The organism is Bacillus sp. FSL L8-0199 (assembly GCF_038005705.1).
Taxonomy (GTDB): Bacteria; Bacillota; Bacilli; order Bacillales; family Bacillaceae_G; genus Bacillus_A; species Bacillus_A cereus.
This window is the reverse complement of sequence record NZ_JBBOTS010000001.1, coordinates 4,365,630-4,391,417: the sequence shown is the minus strand read 5'-3', so window position 1 is coordinate 4,391,417 and position 25,788 is coordinate 4,365,630. Positions and strand designations below refer to the sequence as shown.

Below are 25,788 nucleotides of genomic sequence, written 5' to 3'. Positions count from 1 at the left end.
AGTATGAAGAATAGACGCGTAGAAGAAATTAAAAAGCGGATTGCAAAAAGGAAGGCCGAGCAAGAAAGGATGGAGGAAGAGCAGTATTTTAACGGAGGGAATTTTGATAGTGAAGCGGTATTTATTGAAGATGGAGAAAAGGAAATGCATCCTTTATTTCGAAAGGAAGTCTTTTTCTTCAAAGTTTTATTATCAGCAATATTAGTTCTTTCGGTTGCTATTTTATATAAGAATGCTCCTTCTTCATTCAATGGAGCTAAAGCTGTTACAGAAAAAGTGATGAAAGAGGAATTTCAGTTTGCTACTGTAGCGAAATGGTACGAAAAGCAATTTGGAAAACCGCTCGTATTCTATTCGCCGAACGAGAAAAAAGAAGGAAGTATTCAGCAAAAAGATTATGCAATTCCTGCTTCTGGAAAGGTAATGCAAGGGTTTCAAAAAAATGGCCAAGGTGTATTTGTCCAAACAGCTACAAATGCAAAAGTGGAGTCAGTAAATGAAGGGTTAGTTGTTTTTGCAGGCAAGAAAGAGGAACTTGGAAATACAGTTCAAATTCAACATGCAGATGGTACGGAGTCATGGTATGCAAACTTAAACGATATGTCAGTGAAATTATATGATTACGTTTCAAAGAAACAAAAAATTGGAACGGTGAGTAATGATACAAATGATAAAAATGGAAAGTTTTATTTCGCGATAAAAAAGAATGAAAAATTTATTGATCCGATCCAGGTGATATCATTTGATTAAATATAGGGACGTTTTAACAAAAATTTCCGTGCATCCATTATTTTGGGTTATTATTGTCATTGGTATTTTTACTGCGCGTTTTAAAGAGTTACTACTGTTATTTTGTATTGTTCTTATTCATGAACTTGGGCATGCTTTTGCAGCAGCACACTATAATTGGCGTATAAAAAGAATTCAGCTTTTGCCGTTTGGTGGCGTTGCCGAGCTTGAGGAACATGGTAATAAGTCATTGAAAGAGGAACTTGTTGTCGTAATTGCAGGACCGATTCAACATGTTTGGATGATGCTGGTAGGTTACATGTTGTTCGAAGCCGGTTGGCTGAATACAGATTTATATTATTTCTTTATGTGGAATAATATAATTATTTTAGCATTTAATTTACTCCCTATTTGGCCGTTAGATGGCGGGAAAGTATTGTTTAATGTATTATCATATCGTTTCCCTTATTTACAAGCACATGAAAAGATGATGCAATTGTCATGTGTTTTTTTTGGTGTAATATTAGGATGGCAGTTACTCTGGAATAGTAACAATATTATGATGTGGGTACTACTCATATTTTTAGCAGTGTCATTATATCAAGAGTGGAAACAAAGACGGTATGCATTTATGCGTTTTTTATTAGAACGTTATTATGGAAACAAAAGAGGAATCGAAAAGATTGCACCTATTGAAGTGCAAACGGAAGATCGTTTATATACGATCTTCACAAAATTTCGTAGAGGATATAAGCATTCTATTATCGTCCGTGGAAAATATAAAGAGCATTACACATTGGATGAAAATGAATTGCTCTATGCATATTTTACTGAAAAACGAACAACTTCATCAGTTGAAGAATTAATCGGTTAGTGTTGACGATAGCACTAACCTTTTATTATTGTAAAAGTAAAGAAGATTATAAAGTGAGGAAATAATTTTGAAAACGTTATATGTGAATTACGCTGGTTCGGAAAAGCGCGTTGCAATTGAAGAGAAGAAAAAAATTGTTGAGTTTTTATGGAAACGTAATGAAGAGCAAGAGATTGTTGGGCATATTTATGTTGGACGTGTCGTAAGAACAATTGCTGGAATGAATGCAGCTTTTGTAAACATCGGTTTAGAAAAACATGCTTACCTTTCATACGATGATGTACCATCTTCTTATCGTATACATGAAGGGCAAGCGATACTCGTACAAGTTGCGAAAGAGGCAATTGATACGAAAGGGCCTAAATTGACAGCGAATATAGAATTTACCGGGAAATATGTCGTTTATATGCCGTTTGGTGAGATGCGCGCTGTTTCTCGAAAAATAAAAAATAATAAAAGAAGACAACAATTACTCCAAATTGAAATAGAGGGAACGGGGGGATACATTTTCCGTTCTGCTTCTGAAAAAGGAGCAATTGAAGAAATACAAGCTGAAATGCAAGAGTTACAACAGTTGTATGAAGAGTTAAAAAGAAAAGAGGGCCAAGGAAAGGCGCCGTTATTACTTCATCGACCGGCGACCTTTTTAGATCGTGTATTTCAAGAGAACCCAATTGAAACCATTGAAAAAGTAGTTGTAGATACAAGAAGTATAGTAAAAGAATTAGAAGACAAAATTGGAAAAGAAAAAGTATCTTTTTATAATGAAAAGTCTTCGATGTTTAACCATTTTGGAATAGAGCGTGAAATTGAGAAAGCACTTCAAAAAATTGTTTGGCTTTCAAATGGTGCTTATTTAATTGTAGAACAAATGGAGACGATGACTGTAATTGATGTGAATACGGGCAAGTTTACGGGAAAACAAAATTTACAAGATACAGTACTTCGCACAAATGAGATGGCAGCTGAAGAAATTGCACGCCAATTAAGAATTCGTGATATTGGTGGTATGATATTAATTGATTTTATTAATATGAAAAAAAGAGAAGATAAAGAAAAGGTAAGAGAATGTCTCATAGCTGCTATGCAAGATGACCGCACATATACAAGGGTGCTCGGCTTTACGGAGCTAGGGATTTTGGAAATGACACGTAAACGTAAAAAGCATTCTTTACGAGACGTATTATTAAAAGAGTGTGTACCTTGCAAAGCGACGGGTTATGTGATGTCGCATGAAACAATTGCGTATGAGTTAGAGAGAGAACTAATCACATATGGCAATATAGAAGATGAAGCGGTATTAATCGCTGCGCCTAAAGAACTGCAAAAACAGTTTTTGCAAAAAGAATTACAAAAAAATATTCCATTTGAAATTTATTTCAAAGATGATAATATCGAAAAGTATGCTATCGTTCGTTTTGGAAGTAAAAAAGAAATTGTAGAGCGGAAAAAATAGTTAGCAGAACATTTATTGACAACCGTCTATGATTCATGATAACATCTTTATGTTATAGTTTATAGCACCTAAACGGCTATATGCTACAACCGCACAAGACAGGTTCCCTAAAGGCATTTATGTCTACCTCGTTTTTGGCGAGTCTTAGTAATTAAGAGGAGGTGCAAGTATGTACGCAATTATCGAAACAGGTGGAAAACAAATTAAAGTTGAAGCTGGTCAAGCAATCTACATTGAAAAATTAGATGTTGAAGCTGGTGAAACTGTTACTTTTGACAAAGTTCTTTTCGTTGGTGGCGAAAACGTTAAAGTTGGTAGCCCAGTTGTAGAAGGTGCAACAGTTACTGCGAAAGTTGAAAAACAAGGTCGCGCTAAGAAAATTATCGTTTTCAAATACAAAGCGAAAAAGAACAATCGTAAGAAACAAGGTCATCGTCAACCTTACACTAAGCTAGTTGTTGAAGCTATCAACGCTTAATTCTGGTTAACATGATTAAAATTACGATAAGTCGCACGAAATTAGGAAGTATCCAATCATTTAAAATGACTGGACATGCCGATTATGCGCCACATGGACAAGACCTTGTCTGTGCTGGAACTACAGCGGTTGTGTTTGGTTCTATAAATGCAGTGGAAGAACTTTGTAATGTGCAAGCAACTATTGAACTCGGAAGTGATGGCGGATTCTTAACGTATGAATTGCCTAATGATTTAGACGTTCATACAGCAGAAAAAGCACAAACACTTTTAGAAGGATTAGTTGTTTCGCTTAAGACGATCGAACTTGATTACGGAAAGTATATCCGTTTAATAGAAAAAGTGCAGGAGGTGTAACGTATGTTAAGATTAGATCTTCAGTTTTTCGCATCTAAGAAAGGTGTAGGTAGTACAAAGAACGGTCGTGACTCTCAGTCAAAACGTCTTGGTGCTAAACGCGCAGATGGTCAAACGGTTACAGGTGGTTCAATTCTTTACCGTCAACGCGGTACAAAAATTTATCCAGGTGTTAACGTTGGTCGTGGTGGCGATGACACTTTATACGCGAAAGTTGACGGCGTAGTACGCTTTGAGCGTCTTGGTCGTGACCGCAAACAAGTGAGCGTATATCCTGTTGCTCAAGAAGCATAAGAACTCACGGAAAACTCTAACCTGAGTGCAGGTTAGAGTTTTTCTATATTAAGGGGTATCTAAATGAATGAAAAATGGACAATTATAGATGCATTGCGCCATTCAAGACATGATTGGCTCAATCGTATGCAGATGGTGAAAGGAAACCTTTCCCTTGGAAAAGTGGAAGAAATTCATAGTCTCATCGATCGTTTTGTCCAAGAAGCGAGACAAGAATCCAATCTGATGGGGCTATCAATGCCTTTATTTTCAGAGTGGATTTTAACATATAATTGGAAACAGCAGCCGTGCTTATTGGAGTACGAAGTATTAGGGAAATTACATAACTTATCTCACTTAGATGAGACTGTATGTACATGGACGAATCAATTTTTCTCGATGCTTCAGCATAGTTTAGACGTATATGTTGAAAATTATGTTTGTATCACAATTGAATGTGACGCGGATAATGCTCGTTTCTTTTTTGATTTTCGTGGTAAGCTAACGAGTGTAGAAGAACTACAGAATTGGCTTGCGACCCAAAACAATAAATGGTATTCCATTTCTTATACAGTGCGAGACGAAGAAGTCTCAGTTATATTACAACCAATTGAAAAAAGTGTGGTGAAATAATGTTTGTAGATCAGGTCAAGATATATGTAAAAGGCGGCGACGGTGGTAATGGTATGGTTGCGTATCGTCGTGAGAAGTATGTACCAAAAGGTGGCCCAGCAGGTGGCGACGGTGGTAAAGGTGCAGATGTTGTTTTCGTAGTTGAGGAAGGCTTACGTACATTAATGGACTTCCGCTACCAACGTCATTTCAAAGCTGATCGCGGTCAGCACGGAATGAGTAAAGGTCAGCACGGACGTAAGTCTGAAGATTTACTTGTAAAGGTTCCACCAGGAACAGTAGTAAAAGATGAAAAAACTGGTCAAATTCTTGCCGATTTAGTAACGCATGGACAAACTGCTGTAATTGCAAAAGGTGGCCGCGGTGGCCGTGGTAACTCACGTTTCGCAACAGCTACGAACCCAGCGCCAGAAATCGCTGAGAACGGGGAACCAGGTCAAGAGCGTGATGTTATTCTAGAACTTAAAGTACTAGCAGACGTTGGACTTGTTGGATTCCCAAGTGTAGGTAAATCTACATTATTATCTGTTGTATCATCAGCGCGTCCGAAAATTGCAGAGTATCATTTCACAACAATCGTTCCAAATCTTGGTGTTGTTGAAACGGGTGATAACCGCAGCTTCGTTATGGCTGACCTTCCAGGACTAATTGAAGGCGCACATGCTGGCGTCGGACTTGGACACCAATTCTTACGTCATATTGAGCGTACACGTGTAATCGTGCATGTTATTGATATGTCTGGTTTAGAAGGCCGTGATCCATATGAAGATTACGTAACGATTAATAATGAATTAAAAGAATACAATCTTCGCTTAACTGAGCGTCCACAAGTTGTTGTTGCAAACAAAATGGATATGCCAGATGCAGAAGAAAACTTACAAGCATTTAAAGAGAAAGTGGGAGACGAAGTAAAAATCTTCCCAATCTCAGCTGTAACAAGACAAGGTGTTCGTGACTTACTGTTTGAAGTAGCGAACTTAATAGAAACAACACCAGAATTCCCAATACATGAAGTTGCGGATGAGTCTGATACAAGTGTAATGTACAAATTTGATACTGAAGGTGTTAAATTTGAAATTACACGTGAAAGTGATGGCACGTTTGTTATCTCTGGTTACGATATCGAGAAAACATTCAAGATGACAGACTTCTCACGTGATGAATCTATACGTCGTTTCGCTCGTCAAATGCGCGGAATGGGTATTGATGAAGCGCTTCGTGCACGTGGTGCGAAAGACGGAGATATTGTAAAAATTCTTGAATATGAATTTGAATTTATCGATTAAGACTGCCGAAATACGGCAGTCTTTTTTTTATATCGTAAAAATCGGATTTATATAGGAAAAAATCCCCACTAATTAAATTTTCAATTTATAATAAAAAGGGAGTGGTTTTAGAAGAATTTTTTATGGGGAGAAAACGAGCATGTATAAAATATTAATTGTAGAAGATGATGAGAAAATCGCGGGAATATTGGAAGAGCATTTAGAAAGGTATGGCTATCAATCATTTAGAGCAAGTGATTTACGTCAAATAAAAGATGAGTTTGTAAAAGTGAATCCTCATCTCGTGTTACTTGATATTAATTTACCGTACTTTGACGGTTTTTATTGGTGTCGTCAAATTCGTACTGTATCGAATGCGCCAATTATTTTTGTTTCTGCAAGAACAGGAGAAATGGATCAAGTAATGGCGATTGAAAATGGCGGTGATGATTATATTACGAAGCCATTCCATTTAGATGTCGTAATGGCAAAGGTGAAGAGTGCACTTCGCCGTGGTTACGGAGAGTATGCTTCTGCTGCTGAGAGTGATTGTTTAGGTGTAAATGGACTGTTGTTATTCCCGTCTCAGCATATTGTTGAGTGGCAAGGACAACAAACTGAACTGACAAAAAATGAATTTTACTTATTAGAGTGTTTAATGAAACAGGTGAATCAATATGTATCGCGCGAAGAACTGTTAGAAGCTCTATGGGATGAAGTAGCATTTGTGGATGATAATACATTAACCGTAAATGTAAAACGTGTAAGGAAGAAACTAGAGGAGTTAGGCATTAAAAATGCAATTGTAACGAAACGTGGATATGGTTATGCGCTTCTTACGGAGTGGGGCGAAGGGCATGAAGGTTAAAAATTACCTTATGGACCGCTTTTCTTTAATTCTTTCTTATATTGTTAGCCTTTGTTTATTTGGGCTCGTTTTACAGTTGCAAAGTCTTTTGGAAAAGAAATCCATTGATTGGAGTACGTGGTTATATGGACTTTTATTAGGAACAGTTGTGTTTACTGTATACCTCATTTACGATTACCGAAAACGGAGTGTGTTTTTAAAGAGGATCGAAAAGTATGTTACTGGTGGAAATACATTACATGACTCTTTACTTATTGATGAATCTTATACATCAGAGCAAGAAATGGTCGTTGAATCTTTTACGTTATTAAGACAGCAATATATGAATGAAGTTCATAAACAGCATACGAAAGAGCAACAACAAATGATATTTATGAACCAATGGATTCACCAAATGAAAACACCAGTATCTGTTATTGAATTATTGTTGCAGAAGTTTGGCAAAGAGCATCGTGAGGCAAGAGCAACAGTTGAAAGTATTCGTGAAGAAAATAACCGTATACTAAATGGTTTAGATTTAGCGTTACATATGGCAAGACTAGAGCAGTTTGCGAAAGATTATAAGGTAGAAGTAGTAAATGTTATAGATGTCGTGCGAGGTATTATTAATGAAAATCGAAAATCCTTCATTCAATCGTCTGTATTTCCGAAAGTGATGTTTGAAGAAGATACTTGTATGGTTGCATCTGATAGAAAATGGCTGAGTATTGCTATAGGTCAAATTGTTGTAAACGCAATCAAGTATACAAAAATTTCAGCGGCAGAGAAAAAAGAAATTCAATTTCAAATTGAAGAGAAAAATCAAAAGGTGTTATTACATATTAAGGACAATGGAATTGGTATTCCAGAGCAAGACGTAAAGCGCATATTTGATCCATTTTTTACGGGAATAAATGGACGTAAAACGAGAGAAGCGACTGGGATGGGCTTATATATTACGAAGGAAATTTGTGATAATTTACATCATGGAATGTATGTCCAATCGGCTGAAGGAGAAGGGACAACATTCACGTTCCAATTTGCAAAAGATGAAGAATATCATACATTGATGAGAAAAATGACAAAACTGTAAGATAACAAAACGTTTTGTAAGGGAAATCACTCGTTTCTTTTTCTTATTTTTCTTATAGTAAATGTAAGAAGAAAACATAGGGGGATTAGAAATGAGTGTTCTTGAAGTAAAAGGCTTAACGAAGGTGTACCAATCAAAAGGTTCAGTAGCGACGACTGCTTTAAACGATATAAATTTTAAAATAGAAGAAGGCGAATTTGTAGGGATTATGGGCCCTTCAGGAAGCGGAAAAACGACGCTTTTAAATTTATTAGCAACAATTGATAAGCAAACTTCAGGTCATGTGCTTGTAAATGGTGAAGAAATTAATCAAATGCGTGCTGCAAAATTAGCGGAGTTTCGCCGTACACATTTAGGATTCATCTTCCAAGATTTTAACTTACTTGATACGTTATCCATTAAAGAAAACATTATTTTACCACTTGTAATGGCGAAGAAATCTGTAAATGAAATCGATGCGAAAGTACTGGAAATTGCAAAGTTTTTAAACATCGAAGAAATTTTAAATAAAAAAGTATACGAAGTATCTGGGGGACAACAACAACGTGCAGCAGCAGCGAGAGCAATCATTCATGAACCGACGTTAATTTTAGCAGATGAGCCAACTGGAAACTTAGACTCAAAGTCAGCGAAATCGCTAATGGGAGCCCTGCAAGATTTACACGAGCAAAAGAAAGTAACGATTGCAATGGTTACGCACGATCCAGTAGCGGCTAGTTATTGTGAACGTATCCTTTTCATACGCGATGGAGAAATTTTCTCGGAAATACATAAAGGAAGAACGAAACAAGCCTTTTTCCAAGAAATTCTGGACGTACTTGCGATGCTAGGAGGAGAATATCATGAACTTTCGCCAGCTCGCGCTTAATAACGTAAAAGGAAATTGGCGTAACTATAAAGCGTTTCTTATAAGTAGTTGTTTATCGATTGTCGTATTTTTTATGTATGCTTCTTTTATTTATCATCCAGATGTCGTAAGCGGTAATATTAGTATGAGAAAGATGATCACAAAAGGATTAGAATCGATGAATTATATTGTGGTCATCTTCTCGGCACTCTTTATTTTATATGCAAATTCAACGTTTTTACGAGCAAGAAAAAAAGAGTTTGGTCTACTAACATTAATAGGCGGAACGAAATCGCAGCTCGGCCGAATGATTATATTAGAGCAACTGATGTTAGGTAGTATTGCAATTGTAGTTGGTATTGGGGTTGGAATGCTTTGTTCAAAATTATTTTTCCAAGCGTTAAGCGTATTATTAAAAATAGATAAGACACTTCCACTTGTTTGGAATAGTAAAGCAGTTCTTATTACAGCTGGTGTATACTTTATTCTATTTTTAATCCTATCATTGTTTAGTGTTTGGACAGTAGGACGCTTGCAAATTATTGATTTATTAAGAGAGGCAAGAAAGCAAAAAGTAGAGCCATTTGCATTTACATGGTTATGTGTAGTTGGTATAGGATGTATTATTGTTGCATATGTACTTAGCTTCCAAGTAACGTTTCTGAATTTCCTCATCCTCTTTTTACCGGTGGTAGGACTGACAATTGGCGGAACGTATTTACTATTTACACAAGGTAGTACAGTTGTATTAAAAGCATTACAAAAAAGAAAGCAATCTTTCTATACGTATCCAAATATGTTTGTTCTTAGCAACCTTATTTATAAAATGAAAGATAATGCTCGTTTTCTATTTGTAATTTCTATTATTACGGCGATTGTATCCTCGGCAGTTGGCACGCTTTACGTATATTTTGAAAATTTGAGTGCGAAAACGGTAGAACTTACACCACATGCTATTTCATATGAGGAAAAGGGGTTAAATACATATAGCCTTATTAATGAAGAAAAGGTACAGGAGCTTGTGAAGAGACACGGGTTTGAAGATGCACGAAAAGTAACCTACGTTAAACTACCAGCAACACAGAAAATAACGTTGTTTAATAGTGAACATGAAGTACCGATGACGATTATTTCAGAAAAAGAATATAATGCGGAAGTGCGTAAACAAAAGAGAGAGCAACCTTCAGAAATTCATAATGCAATGGGTAGTGCAACGATGGTTATGGTTGATATGTCAAATGAACTGATGAAGATAGACCGTACGAAACCGTATGAATTTACAATTAACGGACAAAAGCAGTCTGTTCAATTAAATGCCCCAACGCAGTATTCTGTTTTTAATGATAGTGAATATCTCGTTGTAAATGAACAAGATTTTGAGAAATATGCAAAACTCGTACCAGATGAAGAAAAGACGAAATATTATGGTTATTATATTGAGGATTGGAAAATTACAGAAGATCTTGTATTAGATTTGAAAAATGAAATTGCACCAGAAAAGCAAGGAGAATTGAGAAATTCAGTGTTTGCGTATAAGGATATAAGAGAAGGTGGAGCAATTACAATGTTCATCGGTTTCTTCGTAGCGGTACTGTTCTTCTTCTTCGCTTGTAGTATGACATACTTTAAATGGTTTAACGATAAAGAACAAGATCGTATTCAATTTAAATCGTTAAAGAGAATCGGTATGACAGATAAAGAAATTCGCAAAATTGCGATTCGACAAATGGGAGTTATCTTCTTTATCCCAATTTTAATCGGTTCCATTCATAGTGGAGTTGCTCTTCATACGTTAGGAAAAATGCTTTATATTGATTTGTGGAAATCAGGCGCGCTTGTAATTGGAGCATACATTTTAGCTTCTGCCATTTACTTTATGATCGCACAAAGAGGATATTTAAAACACGTAAAAAGCTAGGGGAACCTCTAGCTTTTTGCCTATGTAGTAAGTTACAGGAGGACGATAGATGAAAATTCGGCAACTAGCGCTGCAAAATATAAAAGGAAATTGGCGTAATTATAAAGTGTTTTTCTTAAGTAGTTGTTTTGCAATATTTGCTTCTTACGCATATATGTCTGTCATTGTGCATCCATATATGCAAGAGACGATGTGGTATCAAAACGTACGCTGGGGACTTATCATATGTAATGTTATAATCATTTCTTTTTTCGTCATATTTATTTTGTACTCTACTTCTATTTTCATAGAAGCACGTAAGAAAGAATTAGGGTTATATATGTTAATGGGAGCAACGAAGTCTAACGTAATAGGAGTGATTATGACCGAGCAAATTTTAATCGGGGTCTTCGCGAATATTTTCGGTATTGGGCTTGGTATGATATTTTTAAAACTCTTTTTTATGGTATTTAGTATGTTACTGGGGCTTCCGAAAGAACTCCCTGTCATATTTGACGTAAGGGCGATTGGTGTAACATTTATTACATATATGGTCGTTTTTATTTTGTTATCTTTTATAAGTGCTTTACGTATATGGAATATAAAAATCATTCGGTTGTTGAAAGAATTTCGAACAGATAAAAAAGAGAAGAAAACATCAAAGTGGCTCTGTTTATTCGGCTTTGCTTGTTTAGTGGGCGGATATGCGTTGGCGCTACAAGTGACGATGGCTACGATAGTGATATACTTTTTCCCTGTGTCTATACTTGTCTTTTTTGGAACGTACTTTTCTTTTACACATGGAGCTACCCAAGTGTTAGAAATGATAAAGCGAAATAAAAAGATTATGTATACATATCCGTATTTATTTATAGTGAATCAATTGTCACATCGAATGAAGGAAAATGGTCGCTTTTTCTTTCTGATGTCTATGGCAACGACGTTTGTAGTTACAGCAACAGGTACGGTGTTCTTATATTTTTCTAGCATGCAAGATATGTGGCGAACTGGAGGGGTACACTCGTTTTCGTACATAGAAAAAGGTATTTCTACTCATGAAGTCTTTGAGGAAGGTGCGGTTGAAAAATTACTGCATCAATATGAGTATGACGATTTTCAATATATGAGTTTTGTTGGAGTGTATGCATCCTTTCAGTCTAGTAAAGGAGAAACAACAATAGTACCGCTTATAAAAGAAAGTGAATATAACCAAGAAGCAAGGAAACAAAAACAGAAAACGTATCGTCCTAAAAAAGGTACAGTGACACTCGTTTATTATAATAAATACAATAATTCGAATGTATATAATCAAAAAGAGATTCAATTGCAAGTAATGAATCAACCATATCAATTCGTATTTAACGGTCAGAAAGAAGGGGTTCAATTTAACCATCATCCTTCGTACATTAATGGTCTGTTCTTCGTTATGAATGATGAAGATTTTGATAGTATAGCAAATCAGGTTCCTGATTCTGAAAAAATGATATATAGAGGCTACACATTACCAAATATCGAAAAGACGAAGAAATTAAATGAAGATTTACGGAAACATATGAAACAAGATAATAATGCATTTCGAAGCAATATGGAGTTGTATGTAAATATGAAAGAAGGCGGCGATATTACTCTATTTGTAGGCTCATTTATTAGTATATTATTCTTTCTTACTTCATGTAGTATCGTTTATTTTAAATGGTTCCATAATATTGCATCGGACCGAAAGCAGTATGGTGTACTCTCTAAACTTGGAATGACGAAGGAAGAAGTATGGAAAATTTCTCGTTGGCAATTATGTATGCTATTTTTTGCGCCAATTATAGTAGGGAGTATGCACAGTGCAGTTGCGTTATATACGTTTCATAATACGCTTTTTATGGATGGATCATTAAGAAAAGTAGGTTTGTTCATTCTGTTTTATATCGCAGCATGTATCATTTATTTCTTCTTCGCTCAAAGAGAATATAAGAAACATTTAGACTAGCGAATGCTAGTCTTTTTTTAATATTCGAAATTTACATAGAAGAATATAAAAAAGTATGGTATAACAGTAAGAAAACGAAAAAGAGGGGAAAAAACGATGATTCGAGTAGGATATTTAGGACCAGAAGCAACATTTACAAATATGGCGGTGAGTCGTTTTTTTCCGGAAGCAGAGCATGTACCGTATCGAACGATTCCAGATTGTATAGATGCAGCTGCAAATGAAAATGTAGACTTCGCAGTTGTACCGTTAGAAAATGCAATAGAAGGTTCAGTGAATATAACGGTTGATTACCTTGTACATGAGCAGCCGCTTTCCATTGTAGGAGAAATTACAGTACCAATTCAGCAGCATTTACTTGTACATCCGCAGTATGCAGAAGTGTGGGGTGAAGTATATGCAGTGCATTCTCATCCGCATGCCATTGCACAGTGCCATAAATTTTTAAATGAAGAATTAAAAGGAGTAACTGTTCGAGATATGACATCCACAAGTGCTGCTGCGCAATATGTGAAAGAACATCCTGAAGAGAAAGTTGCTGCTATTGCAAATGAAGCAGCTGCAGAAAAATACGGATTAACAATTGTGAGGCGTAGTATTCATACGCATAAAAATAATCACACACGTTTCCTAGTACTCCATAAGAAAAAGAAAGCAGTACTCCCGAATAACGGAGAGAATCGCGGAGAGAAAACGACGCTTATGATAACGTTACCTGCAGATTATGCAGGTGCCCTATATCAAGTGTTATCAGCTTTCGCATGGAGAAAATTAAACTTATCAAAAATCGAATCGCGTCCGATGAAAACAGGTCTTGGAAATTACTTTTTCTTAATCGATGTCGATAAAGCATATGATGACGTATTATTGCCAGGCGTAACGATGGAACTTGAAGCACTCGGTTTTTCTGTTACTGTGTTGGGAAGTTATTCTTCTTATTGGTTGTAGAGGGGAGCTGTTGTTAAACTTGATTGAAATGAAAAGCTGTTTTTCGGTTTGAGGCAGAGTAAGCTATCGATTCTATTGAAGTAAGTGATTAATTAAGCTAGCAAAATAAAGAAGCCGTCCTAAAAGATATTTAGGACGGCTTTCTGTTAGGAATAGGTAACTCTTTTGTCGTGTTTTTAGTACGCATCATTACAACTATTATAATAGTAGGATTCATCATTGTTCGAATTACTGCAGCAAATACAATTCGTTTGTTGTATTAATAGATTGAGTGTAGATGGAGCTACAGTATCTGAGAAAGTAATACTCTCAACATCTTCTACTAAAAATGTTTTAATATCTCCTGGTGTTAAGGTAAATGTAAGTGGAGAGCGATGGTTTAATCTTGCAATTGTTAATCTAATCGTTGTTGCAAATGCAGGACTGAAACTAAATTTAATAAGTGTCTTATTATGATTTTTAGTGAAGTTTTCAAATACAGTTCGAGGAATTCCAGTTGTTATATCAAGATCTTGAGGGGTATTTCCCGTGCCGAAAATAGTATAGTTCTGTATAAAACAGTTATTTGAATCTGAATTTGAAGAATTACATGGACGATCATTTTTCTTATAATATTTTTTTCCATTTTTTAAGAAGTAATCCGCCATAATTAATCACTCCCTTCACATATAAGAATTAAAGGTTGTCCATATATAATATGAAATATATTTTTATATGTTTGGACGTGAAGGAAGAGAAAATAAAAAGAGTCCATCTGGTATGATGGACTCAATACTGTTTTACCTGGTGTGATTCTTTATTTTAACTTCGCAAGACGATCTTCTAACTGACCACGCCAAATATCAGCTAGTTCTGGAACGGCAAGAATTTTTTCAACGCCATCTTTATCTTTTCTATTATGAAAATAAATTTCGTTAGAGAACAAAACAGAAATATTGCTCGGTTGACGTTCTAGTAATGTAATTTTAGAATCTTTACGTACAGTACCTTCTTGAAGAACGCGGCATAGGTAGCCTGTAAATCCAGTTGCTACAATGCGTGGCAGTATGCCAGGGATGCCAAGACGTTTTGAAATTGTGCTACAAGGTACTCTTGATTGTGTCACTTGAATGATTGATTCACCTAGTTGATATGTATCTCCGATGCAAACATCACGCTCTAACATATTTGTTACGGTAATGTTTTCGCCAAATGTGGAAGCTGGAAGCGTAGTTTGAAATTCCTCTTCCCATAGTGCGTAATGCTCGTGTGGGTACACACAAACAGCACGATCAGGACCGCCGTGATGTTTTAAATCCGCTACATCATCACCACGAAATCCGTCTTTTGAGAGAAAGGCCTCTTCTGTAGGGTCTTTACATATACCTGTTATCATTTCTTTATCTTCGCCATATTTCATTTGTTTCGGTTTGCCAATGCTAAAGTGAACGAGTTCAATTCCCATATTTGATCTCCTTTACGATTGATTACAATATTATAGCATTAAAAAAGCACAGAGAATGATAAAAACTCTGTGCCTTACATTAATAAACCAGAAATCCTGCTTTATCTAACGCCTCACAAGCAGCATCTAACTTTTCTTTAGAATCTGCCTCAATTGTATGTAAGTGAATACCATCTGTTAGTTGTGAAAGATAGGAAGCATTTGTGTTTTCGATTTTTTGTAAATATTGCTCTACATCAAAGCGATTGCTTACCATGATGGATGCTGTTAAGTCACCGTATACAGGATGCTCAACTTTTACATCTTTAATCGTAACGCCGTGGTCAACAAGCATTGTAAGTTCTTGACGTACTTCTGCTGGTTTGTGCTGGCATACGATTACGCGTTCAAAAGCTTGTTGTTTCTCTTGTGGTTTTAAATATAAATAGCCTTGGGCAGTCGCAATAATTGGTTCGTTTCGTGCTTTAAGCAAGGAAATATCTTGCACGATAACTTGCCTACTTACGTTTGTCTTCTTCGATAGTTCATTCCCAGATAACGGCTCATTTGCAGCGAGAAGCCACTGAAGGATAAGCTGTCGTCTTTCTTCACCTAAAATCTTTTTTTGGTCATTTTGTTTCATTATGATTTAACACCTCTATAAAATTGATTTCCAATTGTGTGTAGTGCATGAATAGTAGTATCAATTTGATCTTTCGTTGTTTGTTGTCCGAAAGAGAAGCGGACATATTGTTTGGCCTCTTCATACGTTTTTCCAATTGCAAGCATAGTTTTCGAAGGTTCTTGTTTACCGACTTGGCAAGCACTTCCGGTGGAAATGGCGATACCATGGCGATTACATTCTAGCATAGTATATTGACCTTCTATTCCTTTTATTGTAACCCCAACAATATGTGGTAAACAAGAAGTAGAATGACCTTCTACTTCAATTTCTAGCGGAAGTGTTTGTATTTGCCCTAAAAAGTAGGAGCGTAACTCTTTAAAACGTAAACTTTCTTCCCATTGAGTTTTTAATATATTTTCAGCAGCTGTTAAAAAAGATGCGATGCCGGGAACGTTCACTGTACCTGGGCGAAATCCTTTTTCGTGAGAAGTTCCCGGAAATACTTGCTCCCAGCGAGATTGCGGATTTATGTAGCAAGCGCCGACACCTTTTGGTCCGTATATTTTATGTGCTGAAACAGAAAGACTATCAATGCCCATCTCAAAAACATGGATAGGCAGTTTACCAAACGTTTGCACACAATCTGTATGAAATAAAACATTATATTTTTTTAAAAGTGCCCCGATTTCTGTAATGTTTTGAACGGTTCCGATTTCAGAGTTTCCATGCTGTATACTTGCTAGCGCAGTATCTTCTGTAATAGCTGCCTCTAAATCTACTAAACAAAGGAGTCCGCTTTTATCAACAGGAATTTCAGTGATCGTATAGCCTTTTGATTTTAGAGATTGAAAATAACTTCGAATGGATGCATGTTCCATAGGTGTCGTAATAATATGCTTCTTAGTTCGGGCATTTAGAAGTGATTGAATCGCAAGATAGTTTGATTCCGATCCGCCACTTGTGAAAAATACTCCTTGTTCTTTTCCTCCAATCATTTCCGCAAATGTTTTTCGGCAAACTTGTAATAAAGAAGCAGCTGTTCCTCCAATATCATGTAAACTTTGTTCATTTCCGAAGTATTGCGACGCTGCTTTCATATATGTTTGTAACGCTTCCTCGCTCATAGGTGTAGTAGCTGCATAGTCAAGATATATCATCATATAAGTTCCTCTCTCTAGTAAGAGTTACAGTTCTTTTACTTTTTAAATGGTAGTGAAAATAAGAATTATAAAAAAACTCTTGTCATTATTTTAAAACTATGTAAATATAGGTGTCAAGACAGTTGAAAAGTGTAAAGTAGGAGGCAACAATTATGCCAAGTGCAGATGTCTTAATTATTGGAAGTGGTGTTGCGGCACTTCGTGTTGCAAAAGAGATTTGTCACGAAAAGAATGTGATTATTATCACAAAGGAGACGAAACGTAATAATAATACACATTTAGCTCAAGGTGGAATTGCCGCAGCGGTAGCTACATATGACAATCCTAATGATCATTTTGAAGATACATTAGTAGCAGGGTGTCATTATAACAATGAAGAAGTGGTCCGTTATTTAGTCGAGGAGGGACCGAAAGAAATTAATAACCTTATTGAAAGAGGAATGAAATTTGATGGAGATGAAACAGGTCCTCATCTTGGAAAAGAAGGAGCGCATCGAAAACGTCGTATTTTACATGCAGGTGGCGATGCAACAGGAAAGAATTTATTAGAGCATCTTATTCAAGAAGTAGCTCCATACGTTACGGTAGTGGAACAGGAAATGGTGCTCGATTTTATTATAGAAAAAGATAAATGTGTTGGGGCTTTAACTCGCAACAATAAAGGAGAATTGAAACGTTACAATGCAGATTGTACGGTGTTAGCTTCAGGCGGTATTGGCGGTTTATACGCCTTTACTTCTAATGATGAGACGATTACAGGCGACGGACTTGCAATGGTGTACCGTGCAGGCGGAGAGCTTGTAGATTTAGAGTTTATACAATTTCATCCGACGATGTTATACGCGGGTGGGCGTTGTTCCGGCCTCGTGTCCGAAGCTGTTCGCGGAGAAGGAGCTGTCCTTATAAATGGAAAAGGGCAGCGTTTTATGATGGATATACATTCCGAACAGGATCTAGCACCTCGTGATGTAGTCGCACGGGCTATTCATGAACAGCTACTTGCGGGTGAAAAAGTGTACTTAAACATCGAAATGATTCAAAACTTTGAACAACGCTTTCCGACCGTGTCATCGATATGTAAAACAAATGGAGTCGATATAAATAAAAAACTTATTCCAGTCGTGCCTGGTACTCATTTTCACATGGGCGGCGTGAAAACGAACTGTGATGGAGAGACGTCTATTCCGAACTTATACGCAGTCGGTGAAGTAGCTTGTAACGGAGTTCATGGTGCAAATAGATTAGCGAGTAATTCATTATTAGAAGGTCTTGTGTTTGGAAAAAGAATCGGACGACACATTTTATCTAGAGAGACAAAAGAAAAGGTGAACATGCTAGCTGAAAAGGAAGAAAAGTTTATCGTTCTGAATCATTTACCGACGAAAGAAGAAATACAAAAATGCATGATGAAATATGTTGGGATTGTGCGAACAGAGCAAAGTTTATCTTATGCGAAGAGATGGTTTAGTAAGTATGGTGTTCGAAATATGATATTACAACATGATGTTCTTACGAATGAAGAGATAACGCTTATTAATATGTTAACGGTTTGTGAGCTTATAGTTGTGTCAGCCTTGCAAAGAGAAGAAAGTATTGGCGGGCATTACCGGAGTGATTATCCAGATAGAAATATAGGAAAGAAAGAGATTGTTCGAGTAAAGAGAAAACTACAACTTGTGTGATGAGGGGAAGAGGGGCTTTATGAACACGATAAAAGTTAAAGAAGCATTAAACCGATTTTTTTTAGAAGATATAGGAGAAAGAGATGTAACATCTCAGCTTATTTTTCCAGATAACTTGCTTTCGAAAGGAACGTTTCTTGCGAAGGATACAGGGGTCTTTGCAGGATGTTTAGTAATTGAATCAGGATTTAAATTAATTGATGAGAGAATTGAAATAGAGCTTCATAAAAAAGATGGGGATCTTGTAGAAAAAGGAGAAATTATTGCAACAGTGCAAGGTCCAATCGCATCGTTATTAACAGCAGAGCGCGTTATATTAAACGTTATTCAGCGTATGAGTGGAATAGCGACGATGACGCGTAAAGCGGTTCTTGCTTTAGATAGTAGTCATACTCGCATTTGTGATACGCGAAAAACGATGCCAGGACTACGTATGTTTGATAAGTATGCAGTCGTGTGCGGCGGTGGATTTAATCATCGCTTCGGTTTATATGATGGTGTCATGATTAAAGACAATCATATTGCTTTTGCTGGTTCTATTACAAAAGCTGTTACATCAGTAAAAGAAAAGTTAGGACATATGGTGAAGGTAGAAGTGGAAACAGAAACTGAGGAACAGGTGAGAGAGGCTGTCGCTGCTGGTGCGGATATTATTATGTTCGATAATCGTACGCCAGATGAAATCCGGGAGTTTTCAAAGATTGTACCAAGTGCCATCGTTACGGAAGCTTCAGGGGGCATCACAATTGAAGGTTTATCGAAATACGGAAAAACAGGGGTAGATTATATTTCACTTGGAGCGTTAACACATTCAGTGAAAGCACTTGATATTAGTTTCAATATTGAAGAGTAAGGAAAGTGGCTTAGAGGGGGAGAAACGTATATGAGTATTTTAGAAAAAGTACAGCCGATTGAAACGATGTTACCAGAGCATTATTACACAATGTCAACGGAAGATATGGAAAAGCGTGTTCGTGAAATTAAAGAGAAAATGGGGAAAATGTTATTCATTCCAGGGCATCATTATCAAAAAGATGAAGTGGTACAATTTTCAGATGCAGCAGGGGATTCACTTCAACTTGCGCAAGTTGCAGCGAGCAATAAAGACGCAAAATACATTGTGTTTTGCGGGGTACACTTTATGGCGGAAACAGCAGATATGTTGACGACAGATGATCAAGTTGTCATCTTACCAGATATGCGTGCAGGTTGTTCGATGGCGGATATGGCAGATATTGAACAAACAGAAAGAGCATGGACAGAGCTCACTAAATTATTTGGAGATACGATGATTCCGTTAACATATGTGAACTCTACAGCTGCAATTAAAGCGTTTTGTGGTCGTAACGGAGGAGCAACAGTAACTTCTTCTAATGCAAAGCAAATGGTATCTTGGGCGTTTACTCAAAAAGAACGTCTCGTCTTTTTACCAGACCAACATTTAGGGAGAAATACAGCGTACGATCTAGGTATCCCGTTAGATAAAATGGCAGTATGGGACCCGCACACAGATTCATTAGAGTACGATGGGGATATAGAAGAAATTCAAGTGATTTTATGGAAAGGACATTGTTCTGTTCATCAAAATTTTACAGTGAAGAATATTGAGAGTGTACGAAAAAATCATTCTAATATGAATATTATTGTACATCCAGAATGTTGCTATGAAGTTGTAGCTGCTTCAGATTATGCAGGCTCAACGAAATATATTATTGATATGATTGAATCAGCGCCATCTGGTAGCAAATGGGCGATTGGTACAGAAATGAATTTAGTGAATCGAATTATTCAGCAACATCCAGATAAAGAAATTGTTTCGCTTAATCCATTTATGTGTCCGTGCTTAACGATGAATCGAATAGATCTGCCTCACTTATTATGGACACTTGAAACGATAGAAAGAGGAGAAGAAATTAACGTTATTAGCGTAGACAAACAAGTAACGGCAGAAGCAGTTCTTGCATTAAATCGTATGTTAGAGCGTGTGTAAAGCAACGGTATTCCCGTTGCTTTTTTTCATACATATAATCATAACGAGAACGAAATGGGCATACATTGTTTTGAAGAAATCATTGTGGTTCTTTATGCTTATTCCACTTCGAATGATATTGAAAATCGAAGAAGTGATAAAAGTAAAAAGAAGTTAATGTTATTTAGAAAGAGTTACTTCATGAGATTTGTTACTTATAGATAAGTTATACAGGAGGGGGAAAATTTGAAAATTCATATCGTGCAAAAAGGGGATACCCTTTGGAAAATTGCGAAAAAGTACGGAGTGGATTTTGACACGTTGAAAAAAACAAATACACAACTTAGTAATCCAGATTTAATCATGCCAGGTATGAAAATTAAAGTGCCATCAAAGAGTGTTCACATGAAACAACAGGCTGGAGCAGGTTCAGCGCCTCCAAAGCAATACGTAAAAGAAGTGCAGCAAAAAGAATTTGCAGCAACACCAACTCCGCTTGGAATAGAAGATGAGGAAGAAGTTACGTATCAATCAGCACCAATTACACAGCAGCCAGCTATGCAACAAACACAAAAAGAAGTGCAAATAAAACCGCAGAAAGAGATGCAAGTAAAGCCACAAAAAGAAGTACAGGTGAAACCACAGAAGGAGATGCAGGTAAAGCCGCAAAAAGAGGTGCAAAAAGAACAGCCAATTCAAAAAGAAAAACCAGTTGAAAAACCGTCTGTTATTCAAAAACCACCTGTGATAGAAAAACAAAAACCGGCGGAAAAAGAAAACACGAAGTTTTCGGTAAATGTATTACCGCAGCCGCCACAACCACCAATAAAACCGAAAAAAGAATATAAAATTTCAGATGTAATAAAAAAAGGAAGCGAGTTAATTGCTCCTCAAATTAGTAAAATGAAACCTAACAATATCATTTCTCCGCAAACGAAAAAAAATAATATAATATCGCCGCAAGTGAAGAAAGAGAATGTAGGGAATATAGTGTCACCACAAGTGAAAAAAGAGAATGTAGGGAATATAGTGTCACCACAAGTGAAAAAAGAAAATGTAGGAAATATAGTGTCGCCGCAAGTGAAAAAAGAAAATGTAGGAAATATAGTGTCGCCACAAGTGAAGAAAGAGAATGTAGGGAATATAGTGTCACCACAAGTGAAAAAAGAAAATGTAGGAAATATAGTGTCACCACAAGTGAAGAAAGAAAACGTAGGGAATATAGTATCGCCAAATGTATCGAAAGAAAATGTAGTTATTCCACAAGTCATACCGCCAAATATTCAAATGCCGAATATAATGCCAATTATGGATAACAATCAACCACCGAATATAATGCCAATTATGGATAACAATCAAATGCCGAATATGATGCCAATTATGGATAACAATCAAATGCCGAATATGATGCCAATTATGGATAACAATCAAATGCCGAATATGATGCCAATTATGGATAACAATCAAATGCCGAACATGATGCCAATTATGGATAACAATCAAATGCCGAATATAATGCCGATTATGGATAATAACCAAATGCCGAATATGATGCCAATCATGGATAACAATCAAATGCCGAATATAATGCCAATTATGGATAACAATCAAATGCCGAATATGATGCCGATTATGGATAACAATCAACCACCAAATATGATGCCCTATCAAATGCCGTATCAACAGCCCATGATGCCGCCGAATCCGTATTATCAACAACCAAATCCATATCAAATGCCATATCAGCAAGGAGCGCCGTTTGGACCGCAACATACGTCTATGCCAAACCAGAATATGATGCCAATGGATAATAACATGCCGCCGCTTGTGCAGGGTGAGGAAGATTGTGGATGCGGAGGAGAAAGTAGACTATATAGTCCACAACCAGGCGGTCCGCAATATGCGAATCCTTTATATTATCAACCAACTCAGTCTGCATATGCACCACAGCCAGGAACGATGTATTATCAACCAGATCCACCAAATGTATTTGGAGAGCCCGTTTCAGAAGAAGAGGACGAAGAAGAAGTTTAAAAAGGCGGGAGTATTCCCGCCTTTTTTGCATTCTTGTTGATTAAGAAAATGCAGTTTTTTTATGAAGTGCTAGAAAATTCCCAGTGAAATATTAACAGTGTAAAAACCTTCTCTGTTACTCATCATAAGAGGGAGCTTTTCAGTAGAGAAGCTCATTCTAACAGAGGGGGTTTTTGTATTGAATACGAAAGTAAAAGTGATTGCTGCTTCTTTGTTAGTTACTAGTGCATTAGCTGCATGTGGTACACCAAAAAACAATGCAATGGATGGACGTAACTACAATTACGAGCGTACATCTTATAATGATACACACCAGTATCGTGATAATGTGACGCGTAATGATCGTTATACAGATTATGTAACATATAGAAATGGTCGTAACGATACAGGATACAATTATTACCGTGATGTAAATTACAATGGACAAATTGCTAATCCGCATCCAACTCGTAATATTACAATGAACAATTCATACATTAACAATGATGGTAAAACAGCTGAAAGAATAACAAATCGTGTGAAACGTATGAATAACGTAGACCGTGTGTCTACAGTTGTATATGGAAACGATGTAGCGATTGCGGTAAAACCACGTAACACAGTGACAAATGAAACGGCGATGGCGAACGAAATTCGTCAAGCTGTTGCAAATGAAGTTGGAAACAGAAACGTATATGTTTCTGTAAGAAATGATATGTTTACTCGTGTCGATGCAATGAGTACGCGTCTACGTAACGGTACAGTTACAAACGATTTTAATCGTGATATAGGAAATATGTTCAGAGACATTCGTTACGGTTTAACTGGTACAGTGCGATAGCAAAACAAAAGAGGAAGGGGGAGCCCTTCCTCTTTATTCATCTTCGTCTTGTAAACGACGTTTTTTAATGAAATAACTAACGGAATAAGAACCTAAAAAGCATATGAAGAGAATACCACCTGTTAAAATAGCTTCAAATAGGGGGCTTTCTGGACTGAAAATGATATAAATAATAGCCATAACGATTCCTACAATAAGAGAGCGTAAAACAATTTTGTAATAAGGAGTTAATTTTATCTCCTTTTCACTTTCTTCTACATCAATTGAAACACTTAACTGTAAATAACTAAGGATCATACTCGTAAGAATAAATACTAGCCATAATGGAGATTTCGTAATTTGATCTATTCCTTCAGTGAATCCGATATAGCCTAAAATACCGATTATACCAAGTGATTGAAAAAGAAAAGCAATACGTACGTTTTTTAACGTTTGCAGAATGAGACGTTCATCCTTTATTTTTTTCACACTACCCATCTCCTGTTTATTATAATTTCGCTGTTACATTAATTGTAACATATATATTGCATTTATCAATTTATAATTTACATATAATTTGTTTAGATGAAAGAGGAAATAAAATATTTTTATAAACATGTTGCACTTATACTTTATTAATGTTATATTAGCAAAGCGATGAGCTAATTTACGTAAGACGAGAGATATGCTTAAGTGCTAAACACGCGAATGTGGTCGCCTGGTCTCTCGCCGTAAACGCATCAAGACGCCTGCTTTGCAGGCGTCTTTCATTTTATATAAAAGTAAATGATACATGCAGATGAGGTGAATCCTTATCTGCATTTTTTATATTTTCGAAAGAAATGTAATATGGATAAAACCCCCATTTCCGGAAAAACTACTAATGAAAGTATGATCTTTCCTTAAAGAGGTGAACGGAAATGAAATGGATACTGATTGCGATGCAAGCTTTCGTTATGATGTTTTGTTTCGTTTATGAAACGAATGTGAAGGCGGAAGGGCCAGTACCAAAAGTAACGAAAAAAGAACCTGAGGTTACAATTTTATTAGAGCGTATGTATGTTGATGGCGAAGTAAGCGAAGAAATACTTACAGAAAAAGTGACGGATTTAGAAAAGTTTTTACAGCAGTATAAAGAATGGCAGCTCGTTGATCGTGATGATGTACAAATTGTATTGCAAAAGAAAGTTGATGATATTTCTCCGTTATTGAAAACGAGCGGGTATTTTGGTGTTTCAGAGGAAGGGATATTACAAATTTTCAAAGGTGTGCCAAAAAATGATAATGCGATCCATTCTTTCTTTCAAATTGATATGAAAAAGCTTGAGAGCTATGAACGTGCGAAATTGAAACGTGGCATTCGTATTAAATCAAAAGAAGGTTTTGTGAAGACGATTGAAAAAATGAAGCAATACGCAGTTCAAAGTAAGAAAAAAAGCAGCTCATGGTGAGCTGCTTTTTTTCTTATTTATTTTTAGCTAAAATTTCTTTTGCGATTTCATCAATTAGCATATCTTTTCCGATTGGATTGAATGCTTTCGTATTGAAGACTTCATTTGATACTTCATATACGTGATTATTTTTAACTGCTTTATTGTCTTTCCAAACGGCACTGTTTTTGTAGTCTTCGTAAACTTTATCAGCTTCGCCGCCGAAGTTTACAATAAACATTTGGTCAGGCTGGAATGCAACTAGACCTTCTAGTGATACTTGCGCCATCGTTTGTTTTAAATCCGTACCTTTTGTTGCTGGAAGTTTTAAGTCATTAAAGATGATGTCACCGTATCCGAAGCTACCGTATACACGGAAGTTTTGTGGTGTAACTGCAACGAACATAAAGTTCTCATCTTTTGTTTTCTCTTTAATTTTTTTAGATAAAGAGTCTGCTTTCTTATCGTAGTCTGCAATCCATTTGTCTGCTTTCTTCTCTTCGTCAAATAGCTTACCTACTTCTTTAAACTTACCACGCCAGTCTTCTAAGTTTGTTTCTAGAACAACTGTAGGTGCAACCTTTTCTAGTTGATCATAAATTTTTAATTGACGGTTGTTTAAAATAATTAAGTCTGGTTTTAAAGCAGTAACAGCTTCTAAATCAACTTTAGGTGCCCAGTACCAACCTACTGCTTTTACTCCATCTAACTTGTCTGTTAAGTGATTTTGGATTTTATCTTTATATGTATTTGCTGTACCAACAGGTTTATGTCCAAGAAGTAATAGTTCTTCTGTTGATCCAGATAAGTCAACAATTCTCTTTGGATTTACTGGAATTGTAGCTTCACCTTTAGCATGTTTTACAACTTTTGTTTTCGATTGTTCTTTTGCTTTCGATTCTTCTTTTTGAGAAGAACAGCCAACGATAGAAAGAACAACAAGCATAATAGTAAATAAAATAAATAGCTTACGTTTCATCCTGATGTAA

25 protein-coding genes, 1 pseudogene and 1 other annotated feature are annotated in these 25,788 nt (G+C 36.3%); of the genes and pseudogenes, 20 read left to right on the top strand and 6 right to left on the bottom strand.

Features of this window, described 5'->3' with window-relative positions:
- Positions 1 to 3 precede the first annotated feature (3 nt).
- From spoIVFA to pheA, 14 genes are all read left to right on the top strand, one after another.
- Entirely contained in the window at positions 4 to 750 is a 747-nt protein-coding gene (gene spoIVFA, locus NST86_RS22550; RefSeq protein ID WP_000797471.1) for a stage IV sporulation protein SpoIVFA, read from the top strand.
- Entirely contained in the window at positions 743 to 1,603 is an 861-nt protein-coding gene (gene spoIVFB, locus NST86_RS22545; RefSeq protein ID WP_000599054.1) for a stage IV sporulation intramembrane metalloprotease SpoIVFB, read from the top strand. The genes spoIVFA and spoIVFB overlap by 8 nt, the downstream gene beginning before the upstream one ends.
- Positions 1,604 to 1,670: 67 nt before the next feature.
- Positions 1,671 to 3,059, top strand: coding sequence for an Rne/Rng family ribonuclease (locus NST86_RS22540; RefSeq protein ID WP_016118671.1), 1,389 nt, complete (start codon positions 1,671 to 1,673; stop codon positions 3,057 to 3,059).
- A gap of 77 nt (positions 3,060 to 3,136) precedes the next feature.
- Positions 3,137 to 3,214: a sequence feature (ribosomal protein L21 leader region), on the top strand.
- Between the two features lie 14 nt (positions 3,215 to 3,228).
- Positions 3,229 to 3,537 carry a 50S ribosomal protein L21 gene (rplU, locus tag NST86_RS22535; RefSeq protein WP_000270907.1) on the top strand — a complete coding sequence of 103 codons (309 nt, stop codon included), beginning with the start codon at positions 3,229 to 3,231 and terminating at the stop codon, positions 3,535 to 3,537.
- Positions 3,538 to 3,548: 11 nt separating this feature from the next.
- Positions 3,549 to 3,893, top strand: a complete 345-nt coding sequence (locus NST86_RS22530) for a ribosomal-processing cysteine protease Prp (RefSeq protein ID WP_002001054.1) — start codon at positions 3,549 to 3,551, stop codon at positions 3,891 to 3,893.
- Positions 3,894 to 3,896: 3 nt separating this feature from the next.
- Complete coding sequence (rpmA, locus tag NST86_RS22525) at positions 3,897 to 4,187, top strand: 50S ribosomal protein L27 (RefSeq protein ID WP_000944958.1); 291 nt, start codon at positions 3,897 to 3,899, stop codon at positions 4,185 to 4,187.
- A 63-nt stretch (positions 4,188 to 4,250) separates the two neighbouring features.
- Positions 4,251 to 4,799: a sporulation initiation phosphotransferase B gene (locus tag NST86_RS22520; RefSeq protein ID WP_001003584.1), complete on the top strand. Its 549-nt coding sequence runs from the start codon at positions 4,251 to 4,253 to the stop codon at positions 4,797 to 4,799.
- Entirely contained in the window at positions 4,799 to 6,085 is a 1,287-nt protein-coding gene (obgE, locus tag NST86_RS22515) for a GTPase ObgE (protein ID WP_000497127.1), read from the top strand. Before NST86_RS22520 ends, obgE begins: the two co-directional genes overlap by 1 nt.
- 139 nt (positions 6,086 to 6,224) lie before the next feature.
- Positions 6,225 to 6,932 carry a response regulator transcription factor gene (locus NST86_RS22510; protein ID WP_000276725.1) on the top strand — a complete coding sequence of 236 codons (708 nt, stop codon included), beginning with the start codon at positions 6,225 to 6,227 and terminating at the stop codon, positions 6,930 to 6,932.
- Positions 6,922 to 8,004 carry a HAMP domain-containing histidine kinase gene (locus NST86_RS22505; RefSeq protein WP_000865402.1) on the top strand — a complete coding sequence of 361 codons (1,083 nt, stop codon included), beginning with the start codon at positions 6,922 to 6,924 and terminating at the stop codon, positions 8,002 to 8,004. Before NST86_RS22510 ends, NST86_RS22505 begins: the two co-directional genes overlap by 11 nt.
- A 91-nt stretch (positions 8,005 to 8,095) precedes the next feature.
- Positions 8,096 to 8,872, top strand: a complete 777-nt coding sequence (locus NST86_RS22500; protein WP_000114529.1) for an ABC transporter ATP-binding protein — start codon at positions 8,096 to 8,098, stop codon at positions 8,870 to 8,872.
- The gene (locus tag NST86_RS22495) at positions 8,847 to 10,769 is read left to right on the top strand and encodes an ABC transporter permease (protein WP_016118669.1); all 1,923 of its coding nucleotides are present in this window, start codon (positions 8,847 to 8,849) and stop codon (positions 10,767 to 10,769) included. The genes NST86_RS22500 and NST86_RS22495 overlap by 26 nt, the downstream gene beginning before the upstream one ends.
- A 49-nt stretch (positions 10,770 to 10,818) precedes the next feature.
- A complete protein-coding gene (locus NST86_RS22490) occupies positions 10,819 to 12,729 on the top strand; it encodes an ABC transporter permease (RefSeq protein ID WP_044796603.1) in 1,911 nt (636 codons plus the stop codon).
- Positions 12,730 to 12,825: 96 nt separating this feature from the next.
- Complete coding sequence (gene pheA / locus NST86_RS22485) at positions 12,826 to 13,677, top strand: prephenate dehydratase (protein ID WP_000621707.1); 852 nt, start codon at positions 12,826 to 12,828, stop codon at positions 13,675 to 13,677.
- A gap of 176 nt (positions 13,678 to 13,853) precedes the next feature.
- Here the strand turns inward: pheA and NST86_RS22480 are convergent, their stop codons facing one another.
- The 4 genes from NST86_RS22480 to NST86_RS22465 all read right to left on the bottom strand — a co-directional run bounded on the left by NST86_RS22480 (position 13,854) and on the right by NST86_RS22465 (position 16,885).
- Positions 13,854 to 14,324: a hypothetical protein gene (locus tag NST86_RS22480; protein ID WP_000796370.1), complete on the bottom strand. Its 471-nt coding sequence runs from the start codon at positions 14,322 to 14,324 to the stop codon at positions 13,854 to 13,856.
- 149 nt (positions 14,325 to 14,473) lie between these two features.
- Positions 14,474 to 15,121 (bottom strand): MOSC domain-containing protein, encoded by a 648-nt coding sequence (locus NST86_RS22475; RefSeq protein ID WP_086424104.1) that lies wholly within the window; start codon positions 15,119 to 15,121, stop codon positions 14,474 to 14,476.
- 79 nt (positions 15,122 to 15,200) lie between these two features.
- A complete protein-coding gene (locus tag NST86_RS22470; RefSeq protein ID WP_000812240.1) occupies positions 15,201 to 15,743 on the bottom strand; it encodes a transcription repressor NadR in 543 nt (180 codons plus the stop codon).
- On the bottom strand, positions 15,743 to 16,885 hold the full coding sequence (locus tag NST86_RS22465; protein ID WP_000973758.1) for an IscS subfamily cysteine desulfurase: 1,143 nt from the start codon (positions 16,883 to 16,885) through the stop codon (positions 15,743 to 15,745). The genes NST86_RS22470 and NST86_RS22465 overlap by 1 nt, the downstream gene beginning before the upstream one ends.
- Before the next feature lie 152 nt (positions 16,886 to 17,037).
- Between NST86_RS22465 and nadB the strand changes: the two genes are divergently transcribed.
- The 5 genes and pseudogenes from nadB (at position 17,038) to NST86_RS22440 (ending at position 23,390) form a co-directional block, all read left to right on the top strand.
- Positions 17,038 to 18,567, top strand: coding sequence for an L-aspartate oxidase (gene nadB, locus NST86_RS22460; protein WP_001138536.1), 1,530 nt, complete (start codon positions 17,038 to 17,040; stop codon positions 18,565 to 18,567).
- 19 nt (positions 18,568 to 18,586) lie between these two features.
- A complete protein-coding gene (nadC, locus tag NST86_RS22455; protein ID WP_044796605.1) occupies positions 18,587 to 19,420 on the top strand; it encodes a carboxylating nicotinate-nucleotide diphosphorylase in 834 nt (277 codons plus the stop codon).
- A gap of 30 nt (positions 19,421 to 19,450) precedes the next feature.
- Entirely contained in the window at positions 19,451 to 20,557 is a 1,107-nt protein-coding gene (gene nadA / locus NST86_RS22450; protein ID WP_086424102.1) for a quinolinate synthase NadA, read from the top strand.
- A 225-nt stretch (positions 20,558 to 20,782) separates the two neighbouring features.
- Positions 20,783 to 20,939 (top strand): annotated as a pseudogene (gene safA / locus NST86_RS34905) (SafA/ExsA family spore coat assembly protein); the annotation flags it as partial.
- 1,809 nt (positions 20,940 to 22,748) lie between these two features.
- Positions 22,749 to 23,390 (top strand): YhcN/YlaJ family sporulation lipoprotein, encoded by a 642-nt coding sequence (locus tag NST86_RS22440; RefSeq protein ID WP_001093541.1) that lies wholly within the window; start codon positions 22,749 to 22,751, stop codon positions 23,388 to 23,390.
- A 33-nt stretch (positions 23,391 to 23,423) separates the two neighbouring features.
- On the opposite strand, the gene NST86_RS22435 is transcribed toward NST86_RS22440, so the two are convergent.
- Positions 23,424 to 23,858: a hypothetical protein gene (locus NST86_RS22435; protein WP_000721244.1), complete on the bottom strand. Its 435-nt coding sequence runs from the start codon at positions 23,856 to 23,858 to the stop codon at positions 23,424 to 23,426.
- A gap of 431 nt (positions 23,859 to 24,289) precedes the next feature.
- Between NST86_RS22435 and NST86_RS22430 the strand changes: the two genes are divergently transcribed.
- Positions 24,290 to 24,820: a BofC C-terminal domain-containing protein gene (locus NST86_RS22430; RefSeq protein WP_000871178.1), complete on the top strand. Its 531-nt coding sequence runs from the start codon at positions 24,290 to 24,292 to the stop codon at positions 24,818 to 24,820.
- A gap of 13 nt (positions 24,821 to 24,833) precedes the next feature.
- On the opposite strand, the gene NST86_RS22425 is transcribed toward NST86_RS22430, so the two are convergent.
- A complete protein-coding gene (locus NST86_RS22425; RefSeq protein WP_061664893.1) occupies positions 24,834 to 25,778 on the bottom strand; it encodes an iron-hydroxamate ABC transporter substrate-binding protein in 945 nt (314 codons plus the stop codon).
- Between the last annotated feature and the right edge of the window lie 10 nt (positions 25,779 to 25,788).